Raw genomic sequence first — 18,573 nt, 5'->3', positions numbered from 1 at the left:
GGGTGGCGGGGGCGTTGTCCGGCGCGGTGGCCGAAGTTCGTGGGGTGGGTGTTGCGCGGATAGCGCGATCACCCGGTACCATCGGGCTCAAGTGGTCAGGTTCCTGTGTTCTCGCCGGCAAGCGAACTTTTTGGATAGGACCTGATCACCAGAGAGGCCGGGTGTTCCACCACCCGGTCTCTTGCATTTTCAGGACCGTTGACGACAGATCATGCCGTACTTCTGAGCGCAACGTGACCCGCCGCGCCAAAGTGCTTGTTGTGACCTAGCTGACCTGAACGGGGCCGGTCCGCTGTGGCGGACCGGCCCTTGTTGTTCCTGATGGCCTACTGGGGGGCGATGTCGGGGCAGGCCTCGTCCGCGTAGAACTCGGTGATCAGGGTGATGTCGACGTCGTAGGCGGGGTGGCGCTTGGCCTGGGCGTGCAAAGTGGTCCGGCCGGTGGAGCTGGTGCGCTCCTGCCCGTCGACCATGAGGTAGGCCGACCAGGCCTCGAAGGCGGCGCGCTGCTCGGCCGGCGTCTGGCTGGGCCGGGCGATTCGGCCGACGAGCGCGCTGCCGGTGGCGAGCTGCCAGTCGATCGCGGGGAGCCCCTCATGGAACGCGTTGTTCAGCAGCTTGGCGAGCGCCGTCGCGCCCTGGATCTGCCAGCGGGTCATGTCCTGCTCGGTGATGGCGCCGAGGAGGTTGTTGTCGGTGCTCATGGGGTCGATCCTCTCGGATTCCTGGTGACGGGAGGAGCTGGTTCAGGGGGCGGTGCTGTCGAGCCCGTTCCAGATCTCGCGAAGCTTGGCGTCGGCGGCGATGAACCCGGCGGCGCGGAAGGCGGTGAAGGCGGCGCGGCCACTCATCGGCGGGTTGGTGGAGTAGCGCAGCCAGCGCAGGACGGCGGCGACCTGGTCGTCGGTCATGGTGTCGCCGGGGGTCGGGACGGCGATGCCCGCGACGGAGCAGACGTCGGCGAGCGTGGCCGCCGCAGTGTGCGGCGCGGGTGCGGCGGCCTGCTGCGGCAGTGCGGCGGGGTGCGGCGCGGGTGCGGCGGCGGGTCCGGCCGCAGGGGCGCTGACCTGCGCGGCGAGGTGCGGCGCGGGTCCGGCGGCCTGCGGCGCGGGTGCGGCGGCGACCAGGGTGAACATCCCGCCGAGCGCATCGTCGGCGGCGATGGTCAGCCGTTCGCGCTGCACGTCGGCCAGGTCCGCGCCGAGCGCCAGGTCACCCTCGCCGACCCGTGCGGCGAGCCGCCAGGCGGCGCGCTCCGAACGGGCGCGCTTCTTCTCGTCGGGGTGGCCAGCGGCGCGGGCCCGGTGGTAGGCCAGGCGCCGGGTGGCGTCGGCGGCACGGCGCTGGGCCTCGGCGTCCACCCCGCTGCGGTGCACCACGATCGAGCGGGCCAGCAGGCCGGACAGCTCGGCGGCGGCGGTCATGGCCATGGGGGAGATCGCGTAGGCGGCGGCGTCGCCCAACGTGTGCGCGTTGGCCACACCCGCTACCGCCGCAGCCACGGGCACTGCGATCAGGGCGTAGCGCAGTGCGGCCGGGTACGGGCGCTGGATCAGGGTCAGGCCGAGCATGGCGACACCGAGCACCAGGAGGACTCCCTCCCCTCCGGCGACGAGCGACAACGCCCGGCCGGAGTCGTCGCCGAGCGCCGCCTTCGCGTTGCTGTAGGTGCCGAACGCGCCGGCCCCGCCGACTCCGGCGCAGATGAGGAACAGGACGACGAACAGGCCAGCCGTCGGACGGCTGATGGTGTGCGGTCGGTCATACTGCGTGGTGTGGGACACGGGGAACCTCCGTGGATCACTGATTGATGGGGGCCGGCCCCGGGGCTCATCCGGGTCCGGCCCTTCTTCATGCCCTGCTACAGGGCGGTGGAGTACCGCAGCACCGTCGCGGTGATCTTGACTCCGACCTCCACGGTCCGGGAGTCCGCCAGCCACACCGTGCGCACGATCTGGTTGACGATCACTTGGCCGGTGAGGCCCAGCGCCTCCGCCTCCGGCACGGTCGCAAGCCGGGGGCTGATCTCCTCCAGCACCTGGGCCTGCGGAACGCCCAACCGCTCGGCCGCCAGCTCACGGCTGGCCCCCGTCGAAACCGGCTCGGTCAGTTCGGGGACGGCTTCGATGACGTACGCCGGGTAGTAGGACGAGGAGTAGTGCACGGGCACACCTCCACGGCTGACGACACGCCGACGGACGTGAACGGGAGTCCCAGGCTCGACACCGAGGCGATGGGCCACGGTCTCGTCCGCCGGCACCGTGCCGACCTCCAGGATTCGGCTGCTCTCCCCGTCCCCGAGGGCTCGTCCGGTGGCCGCGTGCGCGGCGACACGAGCCGCGATGTTGTTACTGCCGTACGGCGCAACAACCGTCCCGCCACCCGTAGTAGCGGTGGTCAAACCCTCGGACCGCAGCTTGGCGTACCCCCTGCTTGCAGTCTGTTGCGCTACCTGAAACTGCTGCATCACCTCCCTGAGGGGCGGCAGCCGGTCGCCCGGCTTCAGCTCCCCCGACTCGATCAGCCTGCGGAAATGCCCGGCGATCTCGGCGTATCCGGCCATGGCAATCCCTTCTCCTCCTGCGAGCGCTTGTTCTGCTCGCGCTACCCCAAACGGTAGAACACGAAGGCGTGCTCTACCAAGGGGGTAGTGCAAACCGGCGTTTTGGTCTACCTTCAGTGGTGCAAGAAGCCCCCGCCGGATGCGACCCGACGGGGGCTCAGGCCAACCCCTGCATGAAGGGACCAGCCATGCCCGACGCTACCCGCGTCCCCCCGATCACCCCCGAGGACATCGCCCGTGCCGCCGGGGCGGCCGGCCGCCTGCTCTCCCGCCTGGTCGGCAAGAGCGGCGGTGCGAAGTGAGCAAGCCGATCTCCTCCCTGCCGCTGGTGGGCACCGTCCACCGCGACGGCGTCGCCTACCGCGTCGCCGACCCCGTGCCGATCGACGTGGTCAGCGGCCTGATCCGCGAGTCCTGGTGCTCGCGCCTGGTCGTCACCGACGCCAAGAGCGGCGGGGCCAGCGCCAGCGAGTTCACCGCGATGTGCGTGGTTGACGGCGAGCCGTTCGTCCTCGTCGGCCGGATCGGGGGGCGGCGCTGATGTTCCGCCGCACCGAGACGAAGCCGGCGACCCGGACCTCGACGCCCGACCACGTCGACGCCGACGGCCGGATCTGGACCGGCGCCGACTACGACGAGGCCCGCGCCAACGGCCGCCAGCTCCTCGCCCCGCGCACCACCCACAGCCGCGCCCAGCTCGGCCGCACCTCCGTCTGACCCCTCTCCCCGGTGCCCACCCGCACACCGACCCGAACACCCTCCGGTGTGCGGGGTGGGCACCCTCTCTGACCTGGAGAAACGCACGTGATCGGCAACCTGATCTGCCTGCTCCTGCTCGGCGGGGACGCGGCGCTCACCTACTACTGCATCCGCCTGCTGGCCCGCCGCGGGGGGTGGAACCGGTGACCACCCCGCACAACGGCGACTGGGACGGCGACCTCGCCGACGTCCTGCAGAGACTCGTCGACTCCGGCCCCACCACCTCGACCACCCCGCCGGTTCCACCGCAGCCCACCGCGCCGCCGATGCCCTCGGCGCCGCCGACCGTCCCGCCCCAGGCCCCGACCGGCCCGGCCACCGCCGAGCCGGTCAACGCCCCGGAGTGGTGGCGCAAGGACGGCCCCACCCCCGTGCACACCCCCGTCCCGCTCGGCGGCGACCAGGGCGCCCGGCCCTCCTTCGAAGCCGCCGCACAGGCGTTCTGGGCCCCGGTCGGCCAGATCCTCACCCAGCAGGTCCCGCACATCGCCGAGCAGGTCGGCCAGCAGGTCGGCCAGCTCCTGACCGAGACCGAGGCCCAGCGGCACGCCCGCGAGCAGGTCCAGTACGAGGCCCTGGTCAACTCCCAGCGCGCCCTGCGCGACGCCCAGCTCGCCGCCGCCGGCGAAACCGCCGAGCAGCAGGCCAAGCGCCACGCCGTCGAGGACGCCTTCGACCACGGACACCAGCGCCACGACCTCGTCGGCCTGGTCGACCTGCTCGCCGACCGGATCGGCGAGACCCCCGACGAGCGCGCCCAGCGACGCCAGGCCGAGCACGAGCTGCAGCGTCGGCGGGCCCGCGCCCAGGAGGACGCCGTCCTGGCCGCCCGGGGGGAGACCCCCGAGCAGCGCACCCGTCGCCACCGCCAGCAGCAGCTCGCCGACCGGCGCGAGGCCCGCACCCGGGCCCGCCGCCAGCGCCGCCGGGCCGCCCGCGTCGCCGGTCCCTCCGACCGCACCCGGCGCTTCCGCCGCTGGTGCGTCCTCACCGCGATCAGCGCCACCGGCGGCTACGCGACCGGCTTCGTGTCGCTGATCGCCCCGGGCGGGCCGTTCGTCGGCCTGCTGGTCGCCACCTTCGGCTGGGCCCTCGACCTCCAGGTCCGCGACCGGGGCCGCCAGCGCGTCTCCGAGGTCACCGGCCCCTTCCCGCTGATCACCCTCGTCGCCCTGCGCATCCCGGTCGCCTCCGGCCTCGCCGTCGCGCTCGGCCTCGACCCCGTCTTCACCGCACTGCCCCTCTACTGACCTTCGCCAAAGGAGCACACCATCATGAGCAGCCTCATCGCGATGGGCGCCGGCGGCGCCGCCACCGTCACCACCATGTACCTCTACGTCGGCATCCGCGGCAAGAACAAGATCAAGGTCGACGACGACCACGTGCCCTACTGGGCCTTCGGCATCGGCCTGCTGAGCGCCAACGCGGGCACCGCGTTCCAGCAGCTCAGCGGGATCGGCGAGCAGCTCGGCGCCTCGCTCCAGGGCAACGCGGCGCTGGGCGACTGGCAGACCGGCGCGACCGCCGCCGTCCTCACCATCGCCGTGTTCGGGCTCAAGCCCCGGCCGTGGAAGGACGCCCTGTGCGGGGCGATCGCCCCGTCCCTCTACGCCTCCGCCGGCGGATTCTGGGCCATCCCCGCGTCCGTCCTCAGCGGCATCATCAACGCGATCATCGGCTGACCGCCATGACCGAGAAGATCTTCCCCACCGAGACCGTCGTCTCCACCATCCTGTACCCATTCACCGGCCTGGCCGCCGGGACGCCGGTCCTCGTGCGCAGGCTGATGGCGCCCCACCACAAGCGGCGCGCCGAGGCCTCCGCGCTCATCGCCAAGCAGGCCGAGATCGCCGCCCTGGCCGCCGAGGCGGCCGAGGCCGCGCTGGCCAAGAGGCTGGTCGCGGAGGCCGACCCGGCCAAGCGCGCCGCGATGATCCAGGCCCAGGAGGCAGCGGAGGTGGCTGCCCGCCAGGTCGAGCTGGAGCGCGCCAAGGCCGACCGCAAGGCCAAGCGCAGCAAGCTCGGCGATTCCGCCGGCGCGGCAGCGCTGATGCTGATCGTCGGCGGCCCGCTCATCTGGTCCCTCGTCGGCCCCTGGGTCCGGCCCGGGATCGGCCTGCTCGTCGGGGGGTGGTGGATCGCCGCGCTCATCCACGCCCCCTCCGCCTCGAAGACCCCGTCGAAGGCAAAGGCCGAGCAGGACGTCGCGGCGTCCGTCCCCGCCGAGGAAGAGGCAGCCGGGGAGGAGGCCGACGCACCCGCCCCCGCCCCGCCCGCGGCCCTCTCCGCCGCCGACCTTTTCACCACCATCGAGCACATGGTCGCCCTGCGCGCCCTGACCGACGAGGGGCGCGGTCACGTCCACCTCGCGGAGGCCCTCGAAAGCCTCCAGCGCCACGGCCACTACCCGACCCACGACGCCCGCGAGTTCGGCGCCCTCGTGCGGGCCGCCGGCCTCCCCGTCGAGCGCGGGATCAGGGTGTCCGGCCGGACCCCCTCCCCGGGCTTCACCGCCTCCTCCATGACCGCCTCCCTCGGGCGCTCCCCGCGCCTCCCTCCCCAGCCCGCCCGCGACCTCACCCCCGAGGCCGTCTGACACCCGCCTTCCAGCGCCTCCCCTGAGCCCCCGTCCGGTTCGCCGGACGGGGGCTCAGGCGTTGCTCCGGCGGCCCCTTCCGGCCCCTCTCCCCCGGGTCCGCCCAAGGCCCCGCCCGCTCGACTACACCCGCCCGCTGACCTGCGACGACTACCCGACTACACGCCCGACTACACGCCCAACTACAGGGCCGACTACAGCCGTCCGGGAAGGGGTCGCGCCGTCCCCGTCGAGCATGGCGAGGGCCCGCCACCAGCCGGTGACGGGCCCTCGCTTTCGTCTCAGTGTGAGACGGAGACGTCTTTGGGTGCGGCCCTATCCGTCCTCCCTCTTCCCCCACAGCATCACCGTGTTGGTGGTGAGCCCTGTGAGCGCCGCGATCCGGCGCAGCGGCACGCCCGCCTTCACCGCCGCCGACACCAGCGGCCTCAGGTCATCGTCGGCCAAGCCCAGCAGTCTCTTCGCCCGAATCCGCGCGGCGCCCGGACCCTCCAGCGCCGCCTCGGCCTGCGCCCGATCCACACTCTCGTCCATGCGTCTCAGTCTCAGACAAAGTCACCGTGGGTGCAAGCACCGGCCTCCCGCCCGAGGGAGCGGCCCGCTCGCCTCACCGATCTTGCCTCCGGCGGGCCACCTCCAAGGGGACGGGGCTTCGTGATCTTGTGCGGGTGGGCGGGTGGTGGCGGGTCGACCCGGCGGGGGGTTCCCTCGGTGGACGGCGCCACAGGCCAGCACGGAACCCCGGGGGGCGCCAAGGACGCCTCCGGCGCCGCTACGCGGTCGGGCAAGCCCGATCCTTGGCACCCCCCGAGAACCCGTGCTCGGGGACGAGCCCGCCGCCCACCGAGGGAACCCCCCGCACAGCCCGACCCCTGGGGAAGGCGGGCGGCGGGCCGAGCGCAAGAAGGCCGGCGACCGGCGGTGCTTGCACCCTCCAATGCGAGCCCCGACCCGTGGGTCAAGGACGATGGCCGGCCACCGCCGCCCCAGTCGGGCCGGGCAATCTCGCACGGTTCTGCACGCGTTGAGTTCCACTACCTCTACGGACGGCACGCGGTCTGCGGTAACGAATCGATGCCGGAGGCAAACAGGACGCCGCTTCCCCCGCACTACCCCAAGTAGAGCAAGACCGCGTGGGGCCGCAAAAAGATCCATCACTTCTAGGGGCCGCCATGGCGGTGAACACGTCCTTGGCGGCGTGGTCAGCTTCCGACCTCGGACTTTGAGAGCGCCGGGAACTGACGTACCGGCAGGTGAGGGCGGTGGTGACCATGCACGGCGCCTAGGAGCCCGTCTGAGCCAGCACATCCGGGTAGAGTAGGCACCGGATCTTTCCCCCCAGCCGGGCGTGCCCAGCTGGACGCCCGGCAACCGTCCGCGGATGCCGGATCCACTCGGCCCCCTCAAGGGCTGTGATGGCGTTGGGAGAAAGGATCTCCACCATGGGCCAGAGGCCTGGGCACGGACCCGAGAACGAACCGCCGGACGACGGGGAAGGATCGGGGCCGTGGGTGGAGCACCGCGACGAGGCGTTGGACGCGGTCATTGATCGGCTGGAGAGGTTGACCGAGCGGATCGAGCGGATCGAGGAGATCCACTCGAAGGCTGCCCGCAAAAAGTGGGTGGGATCAGCGCTCGGGGTGGCGGGGCCCTTCATCGGGCTCGCCATCAACCACTGGCCGTGGTGACCATGAAAAACGAGAAGGCCGGGGGTCGGACCCCGGCCCTCGCGGCCGGGGGTCGGACCCCAGCCGTCTCGTAGCGATGCATCCAGCGGGACCGTCTTCCCTGATCAAGTGGGCGGTCCCGCTCTTCTTTTGCCCTCGACACCTGTCGAGGTCGACTACACCCGAGCAGTGAGTTGCATTTGCTCGTCTTGGTTCACACCCACCTTAGCAAGGACTCTTGAAGGTGTCCGTGCTGCCCTTGAAGGCGTCCATGGTGTCGCTGAAGGTGTCCGTGCTGCCCTTGAAGGCGTCCATGGTGTCGCTGAAGGTGTCCGTGCTGCCCTTGAAGGCGTCCATGGTGCCCTTGAAGGGACCATGGTGCCCTTCTCCGCGAACCTCTTCTTCCTGAAGGACAGACTCCATGAACACCATGAACGTCAACGCCTCGTTCAATCTTGCGAGATTGAAATCGATCGCCCCGAGCGCCCTCCCTACGGGGCCCGGCATCCGTCGTCCGAGCCCCGCAATGACTGTCAGCCGTTCCAGCGACCGGGCGGGCTGCAGTCCCCCGGCAGGTGCTCGTCGCAGAAGTGCAGGGTTGTCGGGAGGGCCGTCTTACCGACCGGACGGTTGACGACCCGCCACACCGGGGTCTCCTCGCAGGCGTCCTCGCCCCGCTCCGAGCAGACGATCGCTGGCTCGTTCTTCCCCGCCTTGTGGCCCTTCGCCCGGTGCTCGGCGATCCGGATGTACCCGCGCGCCGTCCCGGCCGGGGTCCACGTCCATCTCCGGGCCGCTCCGACCAACTCGGCCGACCCGGACTCGATCCGCTGGGCCACGGCCACCAGGGCGTCCGGGTCCTCCAAGGCGAGCTCCAGGATCCGCGCGGCCACGGCGTCCCTGGACAGCGTCATGCCGAGGCCTGCCGACAGCTGGCTCGTCCAGTCGTCCAGCTCGGCCGTCAGCTCCTCCGGCACCGGCACCGCCAGGCGCAGCGGGCCGGCCTTCTTCTTCGACGTCCGGTCCCCACCCCGGGCGGGCTCCCCAATTCGGGAGGCCACGGCCTCGCGCGCCGCCTCGCGGACCGCCTTCTGCCGCTCCGCAAGGTCGTCGGGCAGTTCGGCCGCCTCGGGTAGCGCGGCCACCGCCACGTCAAGGAGCTCGGCCGTCACCTTACGGTCCAGCGCCGACTCCCGCACCGCGTCCTGAGCCCCGGCGAACACCGCCTCGGCTGTCGTCTCGCCGAGCTCGTCACGGCCGTCCTCGTCGCGGCCGGCGCCGTAGCGCTTCACCACCGGCAGGAGGCTAGTGACGTGGCTGCCAGTCACTCCGCGCCCGGCGGTCGCCGGAGCAAGGCATGCCGCCAGGCGCCAGCCCTCCATCAGGCGGTAGGCGGGCGAGGGCTTGAGGCCCCACCGCTCCCAGAGGTACTCGGGGAAGGTCGAGTGGGTGTCGCGGTGCAGGTTCCCCTTGGCGATGACAGCAAGCGCCTGCCCGGCCGCCCAGCCGGCGGCGTGGAAGGTGTCGATCGCCGTCTCGGCCGCCGCCAGGTTCGCCCGCTCGATCGCGGTGAGCGCGCCAGTGCCCTCCGCGACATCGGCGAGGTCAGGCAGGTCCTGGACCAAGGTGACCGCCGACCGGTCCGGCCGGTCGGGTCGGCGGTTGCGGTGCTGTGTCGCGGGCGTGGTCATCGGTCTCCCAGCTTCATGTTCCTGATCTCCGTCAGGACCCGGTCGTAGTGGGTCATCCGCGCCTTGATCTGCGTGCCCCAGCTCTTGATGTACTTCCTGTGCGGCGGGATCTCTGTGACCAACACGGTGAAGCCCATCGAGGCCAGGTCCTCACGCACCTGCCAGGTCCACTTCTGGTCACCGGGGTCGACCCGGTTCAGGGACACGACCGCAGGCAGGGCCCGACCCGTCTCCTGACGGGCCCGCTCCAGGAACCGCGCCGTGTCGATCGTGCGGGGCAGCTCGAAGCTGCTCGTACTCGCCGGGACCACGACGACGTCGGCCAGGCGCAGCACCGCCATGACGATGTCGGCGTGGTCCTCGGCCTGCGGGCAGTCGACCACCACGTCGTGCCCGGCCGGCACCAGCTCGGGGATCAGGATGTCGGCCTGCGGCCGGGCACAGAAGTGCACCGGGAAGGGGAAGGGAGCGGCCTCGTTCCAGTCGGCCCAGCCCCGCGAACGGTCGGCGTCCACGCCGACCACCAGAGGCGTCTCACGGCGCTCGTGCATCGCCGAGGCCAGCCAGCCACTGGTGGTCGTCTTCCCCGTACCCGGCTTGAAGTTCACGGAGGCAATCAGCATGGGCGACACGCTAGCCCCTGCCCCACCTACGCCCGCCAGGCAACGCCGGACGCTGGTACCGTGCCCGCGCTGTCCAGGCCAGGCAATCTAGCAAGATTGGTCGCCAAAGGGCACGTGACCACCCTCTAGGTACTGAACAGCACTCCAGGTATCTTCGATACACGATCATGGTCCGCCGGGGCGGGGCGCGGCGGCGGAGGGGGGTGCCAGCGGTGGGGTGGGTGACGCCGATCCGGGCCCCTGAGCAGGTCGACTACCGGCTGTCCCGCGACTGCGGGTGCGACGCCCAGCACGACGCGCAGGTCGAGTACCGGCTCGCCTCCGACCGGGATCTGCGGTGGATCGGCGGCGGCCTGGTGGAGCTCGGCCTGACCGCCGGCGGGGCCGTCGACCCGGACGCGGCCCGCGCGCTGATGGACGGTCGGGACTGGCGCACCGGCGACCAGCTCGTGAAGCGCAAGCGGGTCCTCGACCCGCGCGGCAAACTGCCTGCGCACGTCCTGACTGGCGCCCTGGCCTCGCTCGCCGAGTCGGCCGGGGCCACTGCGGCCGCGTACCTGGGCGGCGGCCCGCTCGCCGAGCGTCTGGCCCGCGCCGAGCGGGGCGTGCGCCGCGAGGGCGAGCGGCACCTGCTGCCGCTCGCCGACGTCGAGCGCCTGGCCTCCGCCGCCGGCCTTTCCGCCGAGGAACTGTACGGCGCCGACGTCGTGGCTGAGGCTCGGCCGTTCGCCGCCCGGCATGTTGACGTCGGCCTCCGCGGCGTCGACCTGGTGCTGGACCTGCCGAAGAGCATCTCGACCGCGTGGGCGCTGGCCGGTGACGAACTGGCGGCGCAGCTGGAGGAGGAGTTCCTGGCCTCGGTCGGCGAGGCGGTCGCCGCGCTGGAGGAGTGGACGGCGTACGGGATGGCCGGCCATCACGGCGACGGCCAGCGTGCCGAGCGGGTCGCCACCTCCGGGTTCCTCGGATGGACCACGCTGCACCGCAGCGCGCGGCCGGTCGACGGCGCGGTCGGCGACCCGCACCTGCACGTGCACGTGAACCTGGCACACATGGCGAAGGGCTTCGACGGGAAGTGGCGCACGATCGCCGCGGGCGCGGAGGACCTGCTGCGGCACGCGCACCTGGTCAACGAGATCACCGAGGCCCGCCTGCGCGCCCGGCTGACCGAGCGGCACGGCGCCCGGTTCGAGCGTTCGCCGAGCACCGGTGCGTGGGAACTCGTCGGGGTCGACGAGGCGCTGCGGACCGCGTTCTCACGCCGCCATGCCCAGGTTGTCGCCGAGGCCGGCCCCGAGGCGAGCCGCGACCAGCAGAAGAGCGCGGCGCGGCGCACCGCCGAGGCCAAGGTCGACGGCGACCAGGCCGTGGAGCGCGTGAGCTGGCGGGCGCGGGCGGTGGCGGTGACGGCCGGCGACCTGTCCGGCCTGGACGACGACGAGCGCCAGAGCGCCCTGCAGCGGGCGGGCGTGGCGGTCGACACGATGGTGCGCGATGCGCTGCCCGGGCCCAGCGGCCCCTCCCCCACTGGCAGCGGCCGCGGGCCCAACGGACCGGTGCTGCCCACCCCCGCCCAGATCGCCTCCCAGATTTGGGAGGACCCGGACCACGGGCTGGTGGCGTCGAAGAAGGTCGTCGGCCACACCCAGGTGATGACCGCGGTCGTGCAGACGCTGCCGCGCCTGGAGTCGGTCGAGCAGCTCACCCAGCTCGTCGACGAGGTGCTCGCCGTCGACCGGCACGCGGTGCGGCTGCGGGACTCCGACCGGCACCACCAAGTGCACCGCCAGCGCTACACCCACCAGTCGGTACTGCTGGCCGAGAGCACGATCATCAGGACGACTGCGACCGGCTACGGCCGGGGCCTGGCCCAGCTCACCCCGGCGGCCGCCGAGCTGACGATCGCCACCGCCGAACTCGCCCGGTCGACGGCGGACCGGCCGTTCCGGTTCTCCGAACAGCAGCGCGAGGTGATCGTGCGGCTGCTGACCGCCGGGCACGGCGCTGACGCGGTGATCGGCGTCGCCGGGGCCGGGAAAACGACGTTGATGCAGGCGGCGCGGACCGGGTGGGAAGCCGCCGGCCTCGCCGTGGTCGGCGCCTCGACGGCGGCCGTAGCTGCGGCGAACCTCGCGGCCGAGGCCGGGATCGACTCGCGGACCATCGCCGCGTGGACCCGCGACATCTCCGGCGGCCGCGGCCTGGAGGGCGTCGGCGTCCTCGTGATCGACGAGGCCGCGATGGTCGACGACCGGGCGCTGGCCGCGCTGCTGCGGCACGCCTACGAGACCGGCACCAAGGTGGTGGCGATCGGCGACCCGGCGCAGCTGCGGGCGGTCGGGGTCGGCGGCGGCTTCAGCCGGATCCACCAGATCGTCGAGGGCCTGGTCCTCGGCGAGAACCGCCGCCAGGTCGACCTGGTCGAGCGGGCCGCGCTGCGGACGTGGCGGGACGGTGGGCGCACCAGCGCGCTGGCGATGCTGGCCGGGCACGGGCGCGTCCACGCCGTCGACACCCTCGATGAGGCCCACACTTCCATGCTCCGCGCGTGGGACACCGCCCGGACCCGGTGGGCGGGCGACCCCCACGGCCAGGTCGCCGAGCTGCTGCTGCTGGCGGCCCGCCGGGCGGACGTCGCCGACTTGAACGCCAGGGCCCGAGCGCTGCGGGTGGCTGCCGGCGAACTCGACCGCGGCCTGGTCTTCCGCGCGCCGGACGGCGGTCCCGTGGAGTTCGCGGCCGGGGACCTGGTGCACGTGCGCCGCAACGACTACCGGTCCCGTCGCGGCGACGAGCCGGATGTTCTGAACGGGTTCCGGGGTGTGGCGCTGGCGGTAGACGCGCGGCGCGGTGTGCTGGTGGAGTGGCGCCGTCCGGACGGCGCCGGCGGACAGCGCACCGACGCCGCGTGGATGAGCCGCGGCGACGTAGCCGAGGGCCGGCTGACCCACGGCTACGCGATGACGATCGGCTCGGCCCAGGGCCTGACGTCCGAGGTCACGATTGCGTCAGGCCGGGGCGCCGACGCCCACAGCCTCTACCCGGCGCTGTCCCGGGCCCGCCAGGAGACCCATCTCGTCCTCCCCCTGGAGGAGCTGGAGGACGACGTCACCCGGATCACGCTCGGCGACCCCCACAGCGGCGCGGAGCGCCTGGACCGGGCGGTGGCCGCGTACGGGCGCCTGCTGGAGCGGGACGGCGAGGACGTGATGGTCGTCGACGAGATCGCCGCCGACCGCGGCCGCCAGGTCGACGAGCACCAGGCGGTGGCCGACGTCCCGGCGCCTCGTCACGAGCCGTCGGCGCAACGACCTGAGGGCGGCTTCCGCACCGGCCCCGTGCTGTCGGCCGAGCCCGAACGGGCCGCACCGCCTGTGCCGGGCTGGCGCGAGCGCCCGTTCGGCGGTGTGGCGACCGGCGCGTTGGTGCCGGGCGCCGAGCATGCCGAGCGCGAGGCCTCGCAGGCCCGGGCCACCGCGCACGGCCTCGACGTCCAGGCCGACCGGCTCGGCTCGCTGCTGGGTACCGAGCAGGCGCCCGGCCGCCTGCTCGTCGCGAAGGTCACGGCCCACCTCGACGCCGCCGAGCAGCTGCTCGCCGAGGCCGGCGCCGCCGTCCAGGCCGCCGCCGAGGTCGACGCGCGCACCGCCGAGATGTACGCCACGAACCGCGAGGAGATGCGGGCCGAGGGCCGAATCCGCGAGCGCGCCGCGCTGAAGCGCTCGGCCGTCCTCCTGCAGCGCGGGGGGATGCTGGAGGCCGCCGACGCCCTGCGGCGGCGGGTCAGCGACCGCACCGCGCAGATCCAGCCGCTGCTGCAGCAGGCCGTCGACCTGCGCGCCCAGGGCAAGGAACTGCAGCACCGGGCCACGGCCGAGGTTGTGTCCGCCGGCGGCAGCGGCTACGGGATCTCCGAGCAACGGATCGCCGACGAGCGGGCGAAGCTGCCCGGCCTCGCCGAGCGCCTGGAGCGCCGCGACGTCGGGCAGTACCAGCGGCTGGTGCGCGACGCGGCCGGGCAGCGGCGCAGTGCCGAGCAGCTCGACGAGCGTGCGGCCGGCCTGCGCGAGGAGGCCGCACTGCGCGAGCACCTGCCCGCCGGGCGCCGCACCGAGGAGGCCGTGGAGCGCGCTGCGGCGATCCGCACGGCCAACGCCCGGCGGGCTGCCGAGCAGGCCCGCGCCGCCGAGCGGGCCCAGTACGAGTACCGGTACGAGCCGCCGACCCAGCACCAGTCCGGGCCCAGCCTCGGACGGTAACGGCAACCGACAGTGTGGGGTGCGGCCAACCGTCAGATCTGACGGTGACCGGCGACGTTTGGGTGCACCACCTAGGACCGTTCCTAGGTGGTGCGGCCGACCACGGAGAGGGCCGGCCGCCCGGCCGTCAGCGGCTCTGGATCCACCACATCACGCCGGCCACCAGGCCGGTGCCGCAGGCGTAGCCCGCGCCCCGCACCAGGTTGATCCCGAAGATCCGCAGGTGACGCCGCGGCCAGCGCAACCGTCGCCGCAGCCCTTCTTCTCGGCGGTCTTCACCGTCCGAGAGCTCCACTGCAACCGGGGCCGCCTTGTCGCGGCCCTCCTCTTGGCCGTCTGCGGACGCGTTAAGCTCCACCTGAAGACCAGTCCTTTCCTCTTGAGCGAGCTGGGTTGGCTTCGCGATAAGGGGTCTTCTCGGCCAGCCGCCAAGCAATCGCCGCGAGGGCCCCTTACGCGTACCAAAGACTACTAAGTCTGAGCGCAAGTCACTCTTGCCATAGCCCCCGATCTGGTGGTTACGAGCACCCCTTCCGAGGGCTTATACATGAACGCTCCGACACCGGTGGAACAGCAGGTCAGGGGCCTGCTGCGATCACAGATAACCCCCAGATGTGACCTTTGCCACAGCGCCGGTAACAGTGCTCCGCGAAAGGACAAAGAGGGACAAACAGGTACATCCATAAATGTTGATGAGTTTGAGGTTTTCCGATACCGAGAGGCGCACAGGTAATTCCGGACGCACCGTGCGCCCTTTCTTGAGCACTGGGCGGAATCGGGTAATCTAGCAAGATTGATCGCCAATGGGCAGGTAATCTAGCAAGATTGATCGAATTCATGAGCAAGCCCCAGACCATCGGGAGGTCCGGGGCTCTGCGATTCAGGCAGGCGAGGTCTTGAGTTCGTTGAGGAGTTTCGCGACTTGGTCTGCCTGGGCCGCAAACCGAGCCTCGTCGAAGCGGTGCTGAGTGGCCATGGCCAGCCAGAAGCCGGCTTCCTTCTTCGCCTTCGCCGCATCGTCTACCTTGTCCAGGGACTCAGCCAGTTCCCATTCGGCTTGGGCCCACGCCGCACACTGACGGGCTCGGTCAACCTCGTGCCGGGCTTGGGTGACGGCGATGCGAAGCCTGGTGTGCTCTCGGCGGGCCCGCTCGGGAGCCTCGTCAACCGCGCGGTCCAGTGCCGCACGCAGGATGTCACCGGTGGTGACGACCTTGGCTCGGAGCTCGGCCCGTCGGTCCATCTCGTCCGCTGTCGGGGTCGGGGCAAGCGCCGCGAGCATTCCGGCGAGAACGGTCACCCCCCCGTTCTCACGCGCGGACTCTCGCATGATGACCTCAGGGCCATCGCCCCACTGGTCGGCCCACTCCTGGAGCTGCCGTTCGATTTCCGCGTTGTGCCAGTAACAGGCCCGCTGGAGCCGTTCACCTACCTCGCCCGGGAGCCTCAGCCCGAGCCGGCCGAGGAACTTCGTCTCCCCTTCATCGTGGCTGCCTTCGTACCGGGCTGGAGCAGTACCCCAGCGTCGTCCGGCGGCAAGCGCCCCCGACGGAATCGGCGGCCAGTCACGGTCCCAACCACGAGCGGCCAGCTCGGCTCGGACCCCGGGCACCAACAGCCAGTCCCGGCTCCCCGCCAGAGCTCCAGCCTCTCTCTGCTCGGCGAGCTTCTCCCTCGTGGCCCGACGGGCCTGCGCGAGCTTCCCGCCGCGCAGACCGACGTGCCCCTCACGCTGTTCGGCGAGCCAGGCCCGCTCCTCCCGGGCCGCCATATCGGCCACCAGGTCGAGCAGCTGGAGCCGCTCCTCCGCCACCGCCACCGTGAACTGCACCGTCGATCCCATGCGGGCAATCATGCTAGATAACTCGCCCATCTGCCGCCTCTTAAGCTTCATTGCTCCGCCCGTCCTGCCGCAGGATTTGCGGGAGGAGGGGCGGAGCTCGGCGGCGGCCGCCGAAGGATTTACGGTTCGCGGACGGCGAGGGTGCGGCGGCCGGTCGGTGCCTGGTTCGGCAGGTCCGCCTGCGGAGGCGGGGGCGCGACGTCGGCGGCCCGCTCGGCAGCGGTCCGGCCGGGGCGGTGCGCGACGGGGTCGGCGACGTCCTGGTGGTCGCGGTCGACGCCAGGGCCGAGGGGGCGGCGGTGGGTCATGGTCACTCCTTTGGGTGGCTGGGGTTGGTTGCGGCGGGTTGACGCTGGGGTCCGCTGCGGATCAGACGGTGATGAGGCCGCGGTCCTTGAGGCTCCGGTGGATGGCGTCGGAGGCAGTCGGGTCGGTACCGCGAGCGGCCCGGCGGGCGGCACGGAACCGCTCGGCGGCCTGGGCTCGGCCTCGCTGTTCCGCCTCGGCGAGGGTGTCGTGGTCGACCAGCTCGGGCTGGACCACCGCGGCCTGCTCGGCCGCGCGGACGGCGATCGTGGCGCGGCGCTTCTCCACGGCAGCAGCCCAGCGCTCGGGGTTGCCCTCCCGCTCCTGCCGCAGCCGCTCGTGCCGGGCCTGCTGCTCGGCCTTCTGCCGCCTGCGGCGTTCGACCTGCTCCTTCGTCATGCCCGCGTCCCGGCCGAGCGGCTGCTCGGGCTTCCAGAAGTCGGGGCCGGGCTGAAGGCCCCACTCCAGGAGCTGAGCGAGGAGACCGGGCATCTTGCCGGTGTGCCAGGCCATCTTGAGGTCGGCGCGGCCACCGGTCCGGAGGGCGACGCTGGAGCGGTACGCGGTGCCCCGGATGGCCAGGTCGGGCAGGTCGCGGTGCTTCTCATCGTCCTCGGCAGCGGGCAGCTCCTCGTCGTCCCGCTCGTCCAGGTCGACCCCGGCGAGCGCCGCCAGCTCGGCCTTGAAGCCCTCGGTCCAGGTGAGGCACTGCCGGCCGCGGGTTGCCTGCTCGTACTCCCGCCACAGGCCGAGCGCCTTCTCGTCCCCGGCGATGGCCAGTTCGGCGAGCTGGAAGGGGGTGCGGCCCTTCGCTCCACGAGCCAACTTGTCGTCTGACCTGGTCATTTCGTTGGCGAGCGGCCGGGCGGTGACCTCCTTCGTCACGACGTCCCGGTCCTGAACCTTGGCCAGGTACTTGATCAGGCCGAGCGGCATCGAGCCGTCCGCCTGGCGGATCGCGGGGTCCACCCGGACGCCGTGCTCGCGGTCCGGGGTGGGCAGGCCAACGGCCTTGCAGCGAGCCGCCCACCGCTTGTACAGCTCCTCCTGGAGCACGTCGGCCTGCTTCCGGGTCGCGGGCTCCGTGGTCCACAGCAGGACGTGCAGGTGGGAGTGCCACCCGTTCGCCCCGTGGGTGACCTCGATGGTGCGGGTGACGCCCCGGATGCCCCGGCGGGCCTTCCAGCCCTGCCGCCAGACGACCAGCTCGCCGTCGACCTCGCGCGGCTCGATGTCCTTGGGCAGGTCGTCGTAGTCGTGGCGACGGGCCCACGGCACCGGCGCCTTGTCGCGCACAACGGCGCGTCCGGTCCACCACGCTCCCTGTCCGACGCCCCGCCAGCCCTCGGCGAACTTGCCGAACTGGGTGAGCAGGCGGACATGCTTCCAGTGCGGGGCGGTGAGGGTGGCCATGTAGATCCCGCGTCCGGCCTCCAGCCAGGCAACGGCGAAAACCTCCAGCTCAGCGGACCTCTTGGCCCGGATCGCGGCGGCGCACGGCGGGCAGGACCAGACCGAGCCGCACCGCACCAGGCCGCTGAACGTGGCCGCCCGCCCGGTGCCCTCGTTCCCGTGGAACCCGACCGCGTCGCCGAGCGGCACCACCTGGCACTTCTCCAGGCTGGGCAGGCCGGTGATCCGCTGGATGCCGTCGAGCAGGCGGAGCCGGGCGTCACCCTTCTTGATCAGGCTGTTCAGCCGGGCGTCCGCACCCTTGGTCAGCTGGCCGCACCCGCCCTCGGCGGCGCCCCCTGACGGCCCCTGAGCTGCGGCGGAAACGTAACTCTCTCGGTTCGAACCCGAGCCGCCGTTCAGGGCGCTGACAGCCCGTCCCTGGCCCTTGGTGGGGTGGCTGGGGGCGGGGGCTGGGGTCGCGGTGATGCCTGCGGCGCGCAGGGCGGCGGCGAGGTCGCGGGCGGCGCGGGCGGCGGCCTGCTGCTCGGCCCGGCGCTCGGCGCGATTGGCGCGGCCGGCGGTGAGGGCGGCGTGGTGCTTCTGTTCCAGGGCTTGGAGGGCGACGGCGCGCTCCGCGGCGGTGAGCTTGACGGCCGGAGCGGCGGCGGGGGCGTCCTTCGCCCGTCGGGCGTCCCGGCGCGCCCGGGCGCGGGCGCGTTCACCCTCAAGGGTGGGAACACGCGTGCGGCCACCGTCGGCCGGACGCTCTACCGCCGGGGTGGCGGGGGCGTTGTCCGGCGCGGTGGCCGAAGTTCGTGGGGTGGGTGTTGCGCGGATAGCGCGATCACCCGGTACCATCGGGCTCAAGTGG

At 72.4% G+C, this 18,573-nt stretch carries 17 protein-coding genes and 1 pseudogene; 7 read left to right on the top strand and 11 right to left on the bottom strand.

The features are described from left to right. Positions 1-326: 326 nt before the first annotated feature. From ACFVVL_RS34840 to ACFVVL_RS34830, 3 genes are all read right to left on the bottom strand, one after another. Positions 327-704: a hypothetical protein gene (locus ACFVVL_RS34840; protein WP_387682522.1), complete on the bottom strand. Its 378-nt coding sequence runs from the start codon at positions 702-704 to the stop codon at positions 327-329. Between the two features lie 42 nt (positions 705-746). Then, complete coding sequence (locus ACFVVL_RS34835) at positions 747-1,784, bottom strand: hypothetical protein (RefSeq protein WP_387682519.1); 1,038 nt, start codon at positions 1,782-1,784, stop codon at positions 747-749. 77 nt (positions 1,785-1,861) lie between these two features. Then, positions 1,862-2,563, bottom strand: coding sequence for a GntR family transcriptional regulator (locus tag ACFVVL_RS34830; protein WP_387682516.1), 702 nt, complete (start codon positions 2,561-2,563; stop codon positions 1,862-1,864). 298 nt (positions 2,564-2,861) lie between these two features. Between ACFVVL_RS34830 and ACFVVL_RS34825 the strand changes: the two genes are divergently transcribed. The 5 genes from ACFVVL_RS34825 to ACFVVL_RS34805 all read left to right on the top strand — a co-directional run bounded on the left by ACFVVL_RS34825 (position 2,862) and on the right by ACFVVL_RS34805 (position 5,918). Next, the gene (locus ACFVVL_RS34825; protein ID WP_387682513.1) at positions 2,862-3,104 is read left to right on the top strand and encodes a hypothetical protein; all 243 of its coding nucleotides are present in this window, start codon (positions 2,862-2,864) and stop codon (positions 3,102-3,104) included. After that, positions 3,104-3,280, top strand: a complete 177-nt coding sequence (locus ACFVVL_RS34820) for a hypothetical protein (RefSeq protein ID WP_387682510.1) — start codon at positions 3,104-3,106, stop codon at positions 3,278-3,280. Before ACFVVL_RS34825 ends, ACFVVL_RS34820 begins: the two co-directional genes overlap by 1 nt. Before the next feature lie 185 nt (positions 3,281-3,465). After that, positions 3,466-4,572, top strand: a complete 1,107-nt coding sequence (locus tag ACFVVL_RS34815; RefSeq protein ID WP_387682507.1) for a hypothetical protein — start codon at positions 3,466-3,468, stop codon at positions 4,570-4,572. Positions 4,573-4,596: 24 nt separating this feature from the next. Next, the gene (locus ACFVVL_RS34810) at positions 4,597-5,004 is read left to right on the top strand and encodes a hypothetical protein (RefSeq protein ID WP_387682504.1); all 408 of its coding nucleotides are present in this window, start codon (positions 4,597-4,599) and stop codon (positions 5,002-5,004) included. 5 nt (positions 5,005-5,009) lie between these two features. Next, positions 5,010-5,918, top strand: coding sequence for a hypothetical protein (locus ACFVVL_RS34805; protein WP_387682501.1), 909 nt, complete (start codon positions 5,010-5,012; stop codon positions 5,916-5,918). 315 nt (positions 5,919-6,233) lie between these two features. On the opposite strand, the gene ACFVVL_RS34800 is transcribed toward ACFVVL_RS34805, so the two are convergent. Then, positions 6,234-6,452 carry a hypothetical protein gene (locus tag ACFVVL_RS34800; protein ID WP_387682498.1) on the bottom strand — a complete coding sequence of 73 codons (219 nt, stop codon included), beginning with the start codon at positions 6,450-6,452 and terminating at the stop codon, positions 6,234-6,236. 977 nt (positions 6,453-7,429) lie between these two features. On the opposite strand from ACFVVL_RS34800, the gene ACFVVL_RS34795 reads away from it, so the two are divergent. After that, a complete protein-coding gene (locus tag ACFVVL_RS34795) occupies positions 7,430-7,606 on the top strand; it encodes a hypothetical protein (RefSeq protein WP_387682496.1) in 177 nt (58 codons plus the stop codon). Positions 7,607-7,810: 204 nt separating this feature from the next. Here the strand turns inward: ACFVVL_RS34795 and ACFVVL_RS34790 are convergent, their stop codons facing one another. From ACFVVL_RS34790 to ACFVVL_RS34780, 3 genes are all read right to left on the bottom strand, one after another. Beyond that, on the bottom strand, positions 7,811-7,942 hold the full coding sequence (locus ACFVVL_RS34790) for a hypothetical protein (protein WP_387682494.1): 132 nt from the start codon (positions 7,940-7,942) through the stop codon (positions 7,811-7,813). Between the two features lie 176 nt (positions 7,943-8,118). Continuing rightward, positions 8,119-9,276 (bottom strand): hypothetical protein, encoded by a 1,158-nt coding sequence (locus tag ACFVVL_RS34785; RefSeq protein ID WP_387682491.1) that lies wholly within the window; start codon positions 9,274-9,276, stop codon positions 8,119-8,121. Beyond that, entirely contained in the window at positions 9,273-9,899 is a 627-nt protein-coding gene (locus ACFVVL_RS34780; RefSeq protein ID WP_387682488.1) for a hypothetical protein, read from the bottom strand. The genes ACFVVL_RS34785 and ACFVVL_RS34780 overlap by 4 nt, the downstream gene beginning before the upstream one ends. Positions 9,900-10,120: 221 nt before the next feature. Between ACFVVL_RS34780 and mobF the strand changes: the two genes are divergently transcribed. Beyond that, positions 10,121-14,158 (top strand): MobF family relaxase, encoded by a 4,038-nt coding sequence (gene mobF, locus ACFVVL_RS34775; RefSeq protein WP_387682485.1) that lies wholly within the window; start codon positions 10,121-10,123, stop codon positions 14,156-14,158. A 127-nt stretch (positions 14,159-14,285) separates the two neighbouring features. Here mobF and ACFVVL_RS34770 read toward each other — a convergent pair whose 3' ends face one another. The 4 genes and pseudogenes from ACFVVL_RS34770 to ACFVVL_RS34755 all read right to left on the bottom strand — a co-directional run. Continuing rightward, the gene (locus ACFVVL_RS34770; RefSeq protein ID WP_387682482.1) at positions 14,286-14,516 is read right to left on the bottom strand and encodes a hypothetical protein; all 231 of its coding nucleotides are present in this window, start codon (positions 14,514-14,516) and stop codon (positions 14,286-14,288) included. A gap of 522 nt (positions 14,517-15,038) precedes the next feature. Next, on the bottom strand, positions 15,039-16,001 hold the full coding sequence (locus ACFVVL_RS34765; protein ID WP_387682479.1) for a hypothetical protein: 963 nt from the start codon (positions 15,999-16,001) through the stop codon (positions 15,039-15,041). 119 nt (positions 16,002-16,120) lie between these two features. Beyond that, positions 16,121-16,309 (bottom strand): hypothetical protein, encoded by a 189-nt coding sequence (locus ACFVVL_RS34760; protein WP_387682476.1) that lies wholly within the window; start codon positions 16,307-16,309, stop codon positions 16,121-16,123. A gap of 61 nt (positions 16,310-16,370) precedes the next feature. Continuing rightward, positions 16,371-18,573 (bottom strand): annotated as a pseudogene (locus tag ACFVVL_RS34755) (hypothetical protein); the annotation flags it as partial.

Origin of the sequence: Kitasatospora sp. NPDC058115, from assembly GCF_042884635.1 — a bacterium.
Lineage (GTDB): Bacteria > Actinomycetota > Actinomycetes > Streptomycetales > Streptomycetaceae > Kitasatospora.
The sequence above is the reverse complement of the archived record's forward strand: the minus strand, read 5'-3'. Positions and strand labels throughout refer to the sequence as shown.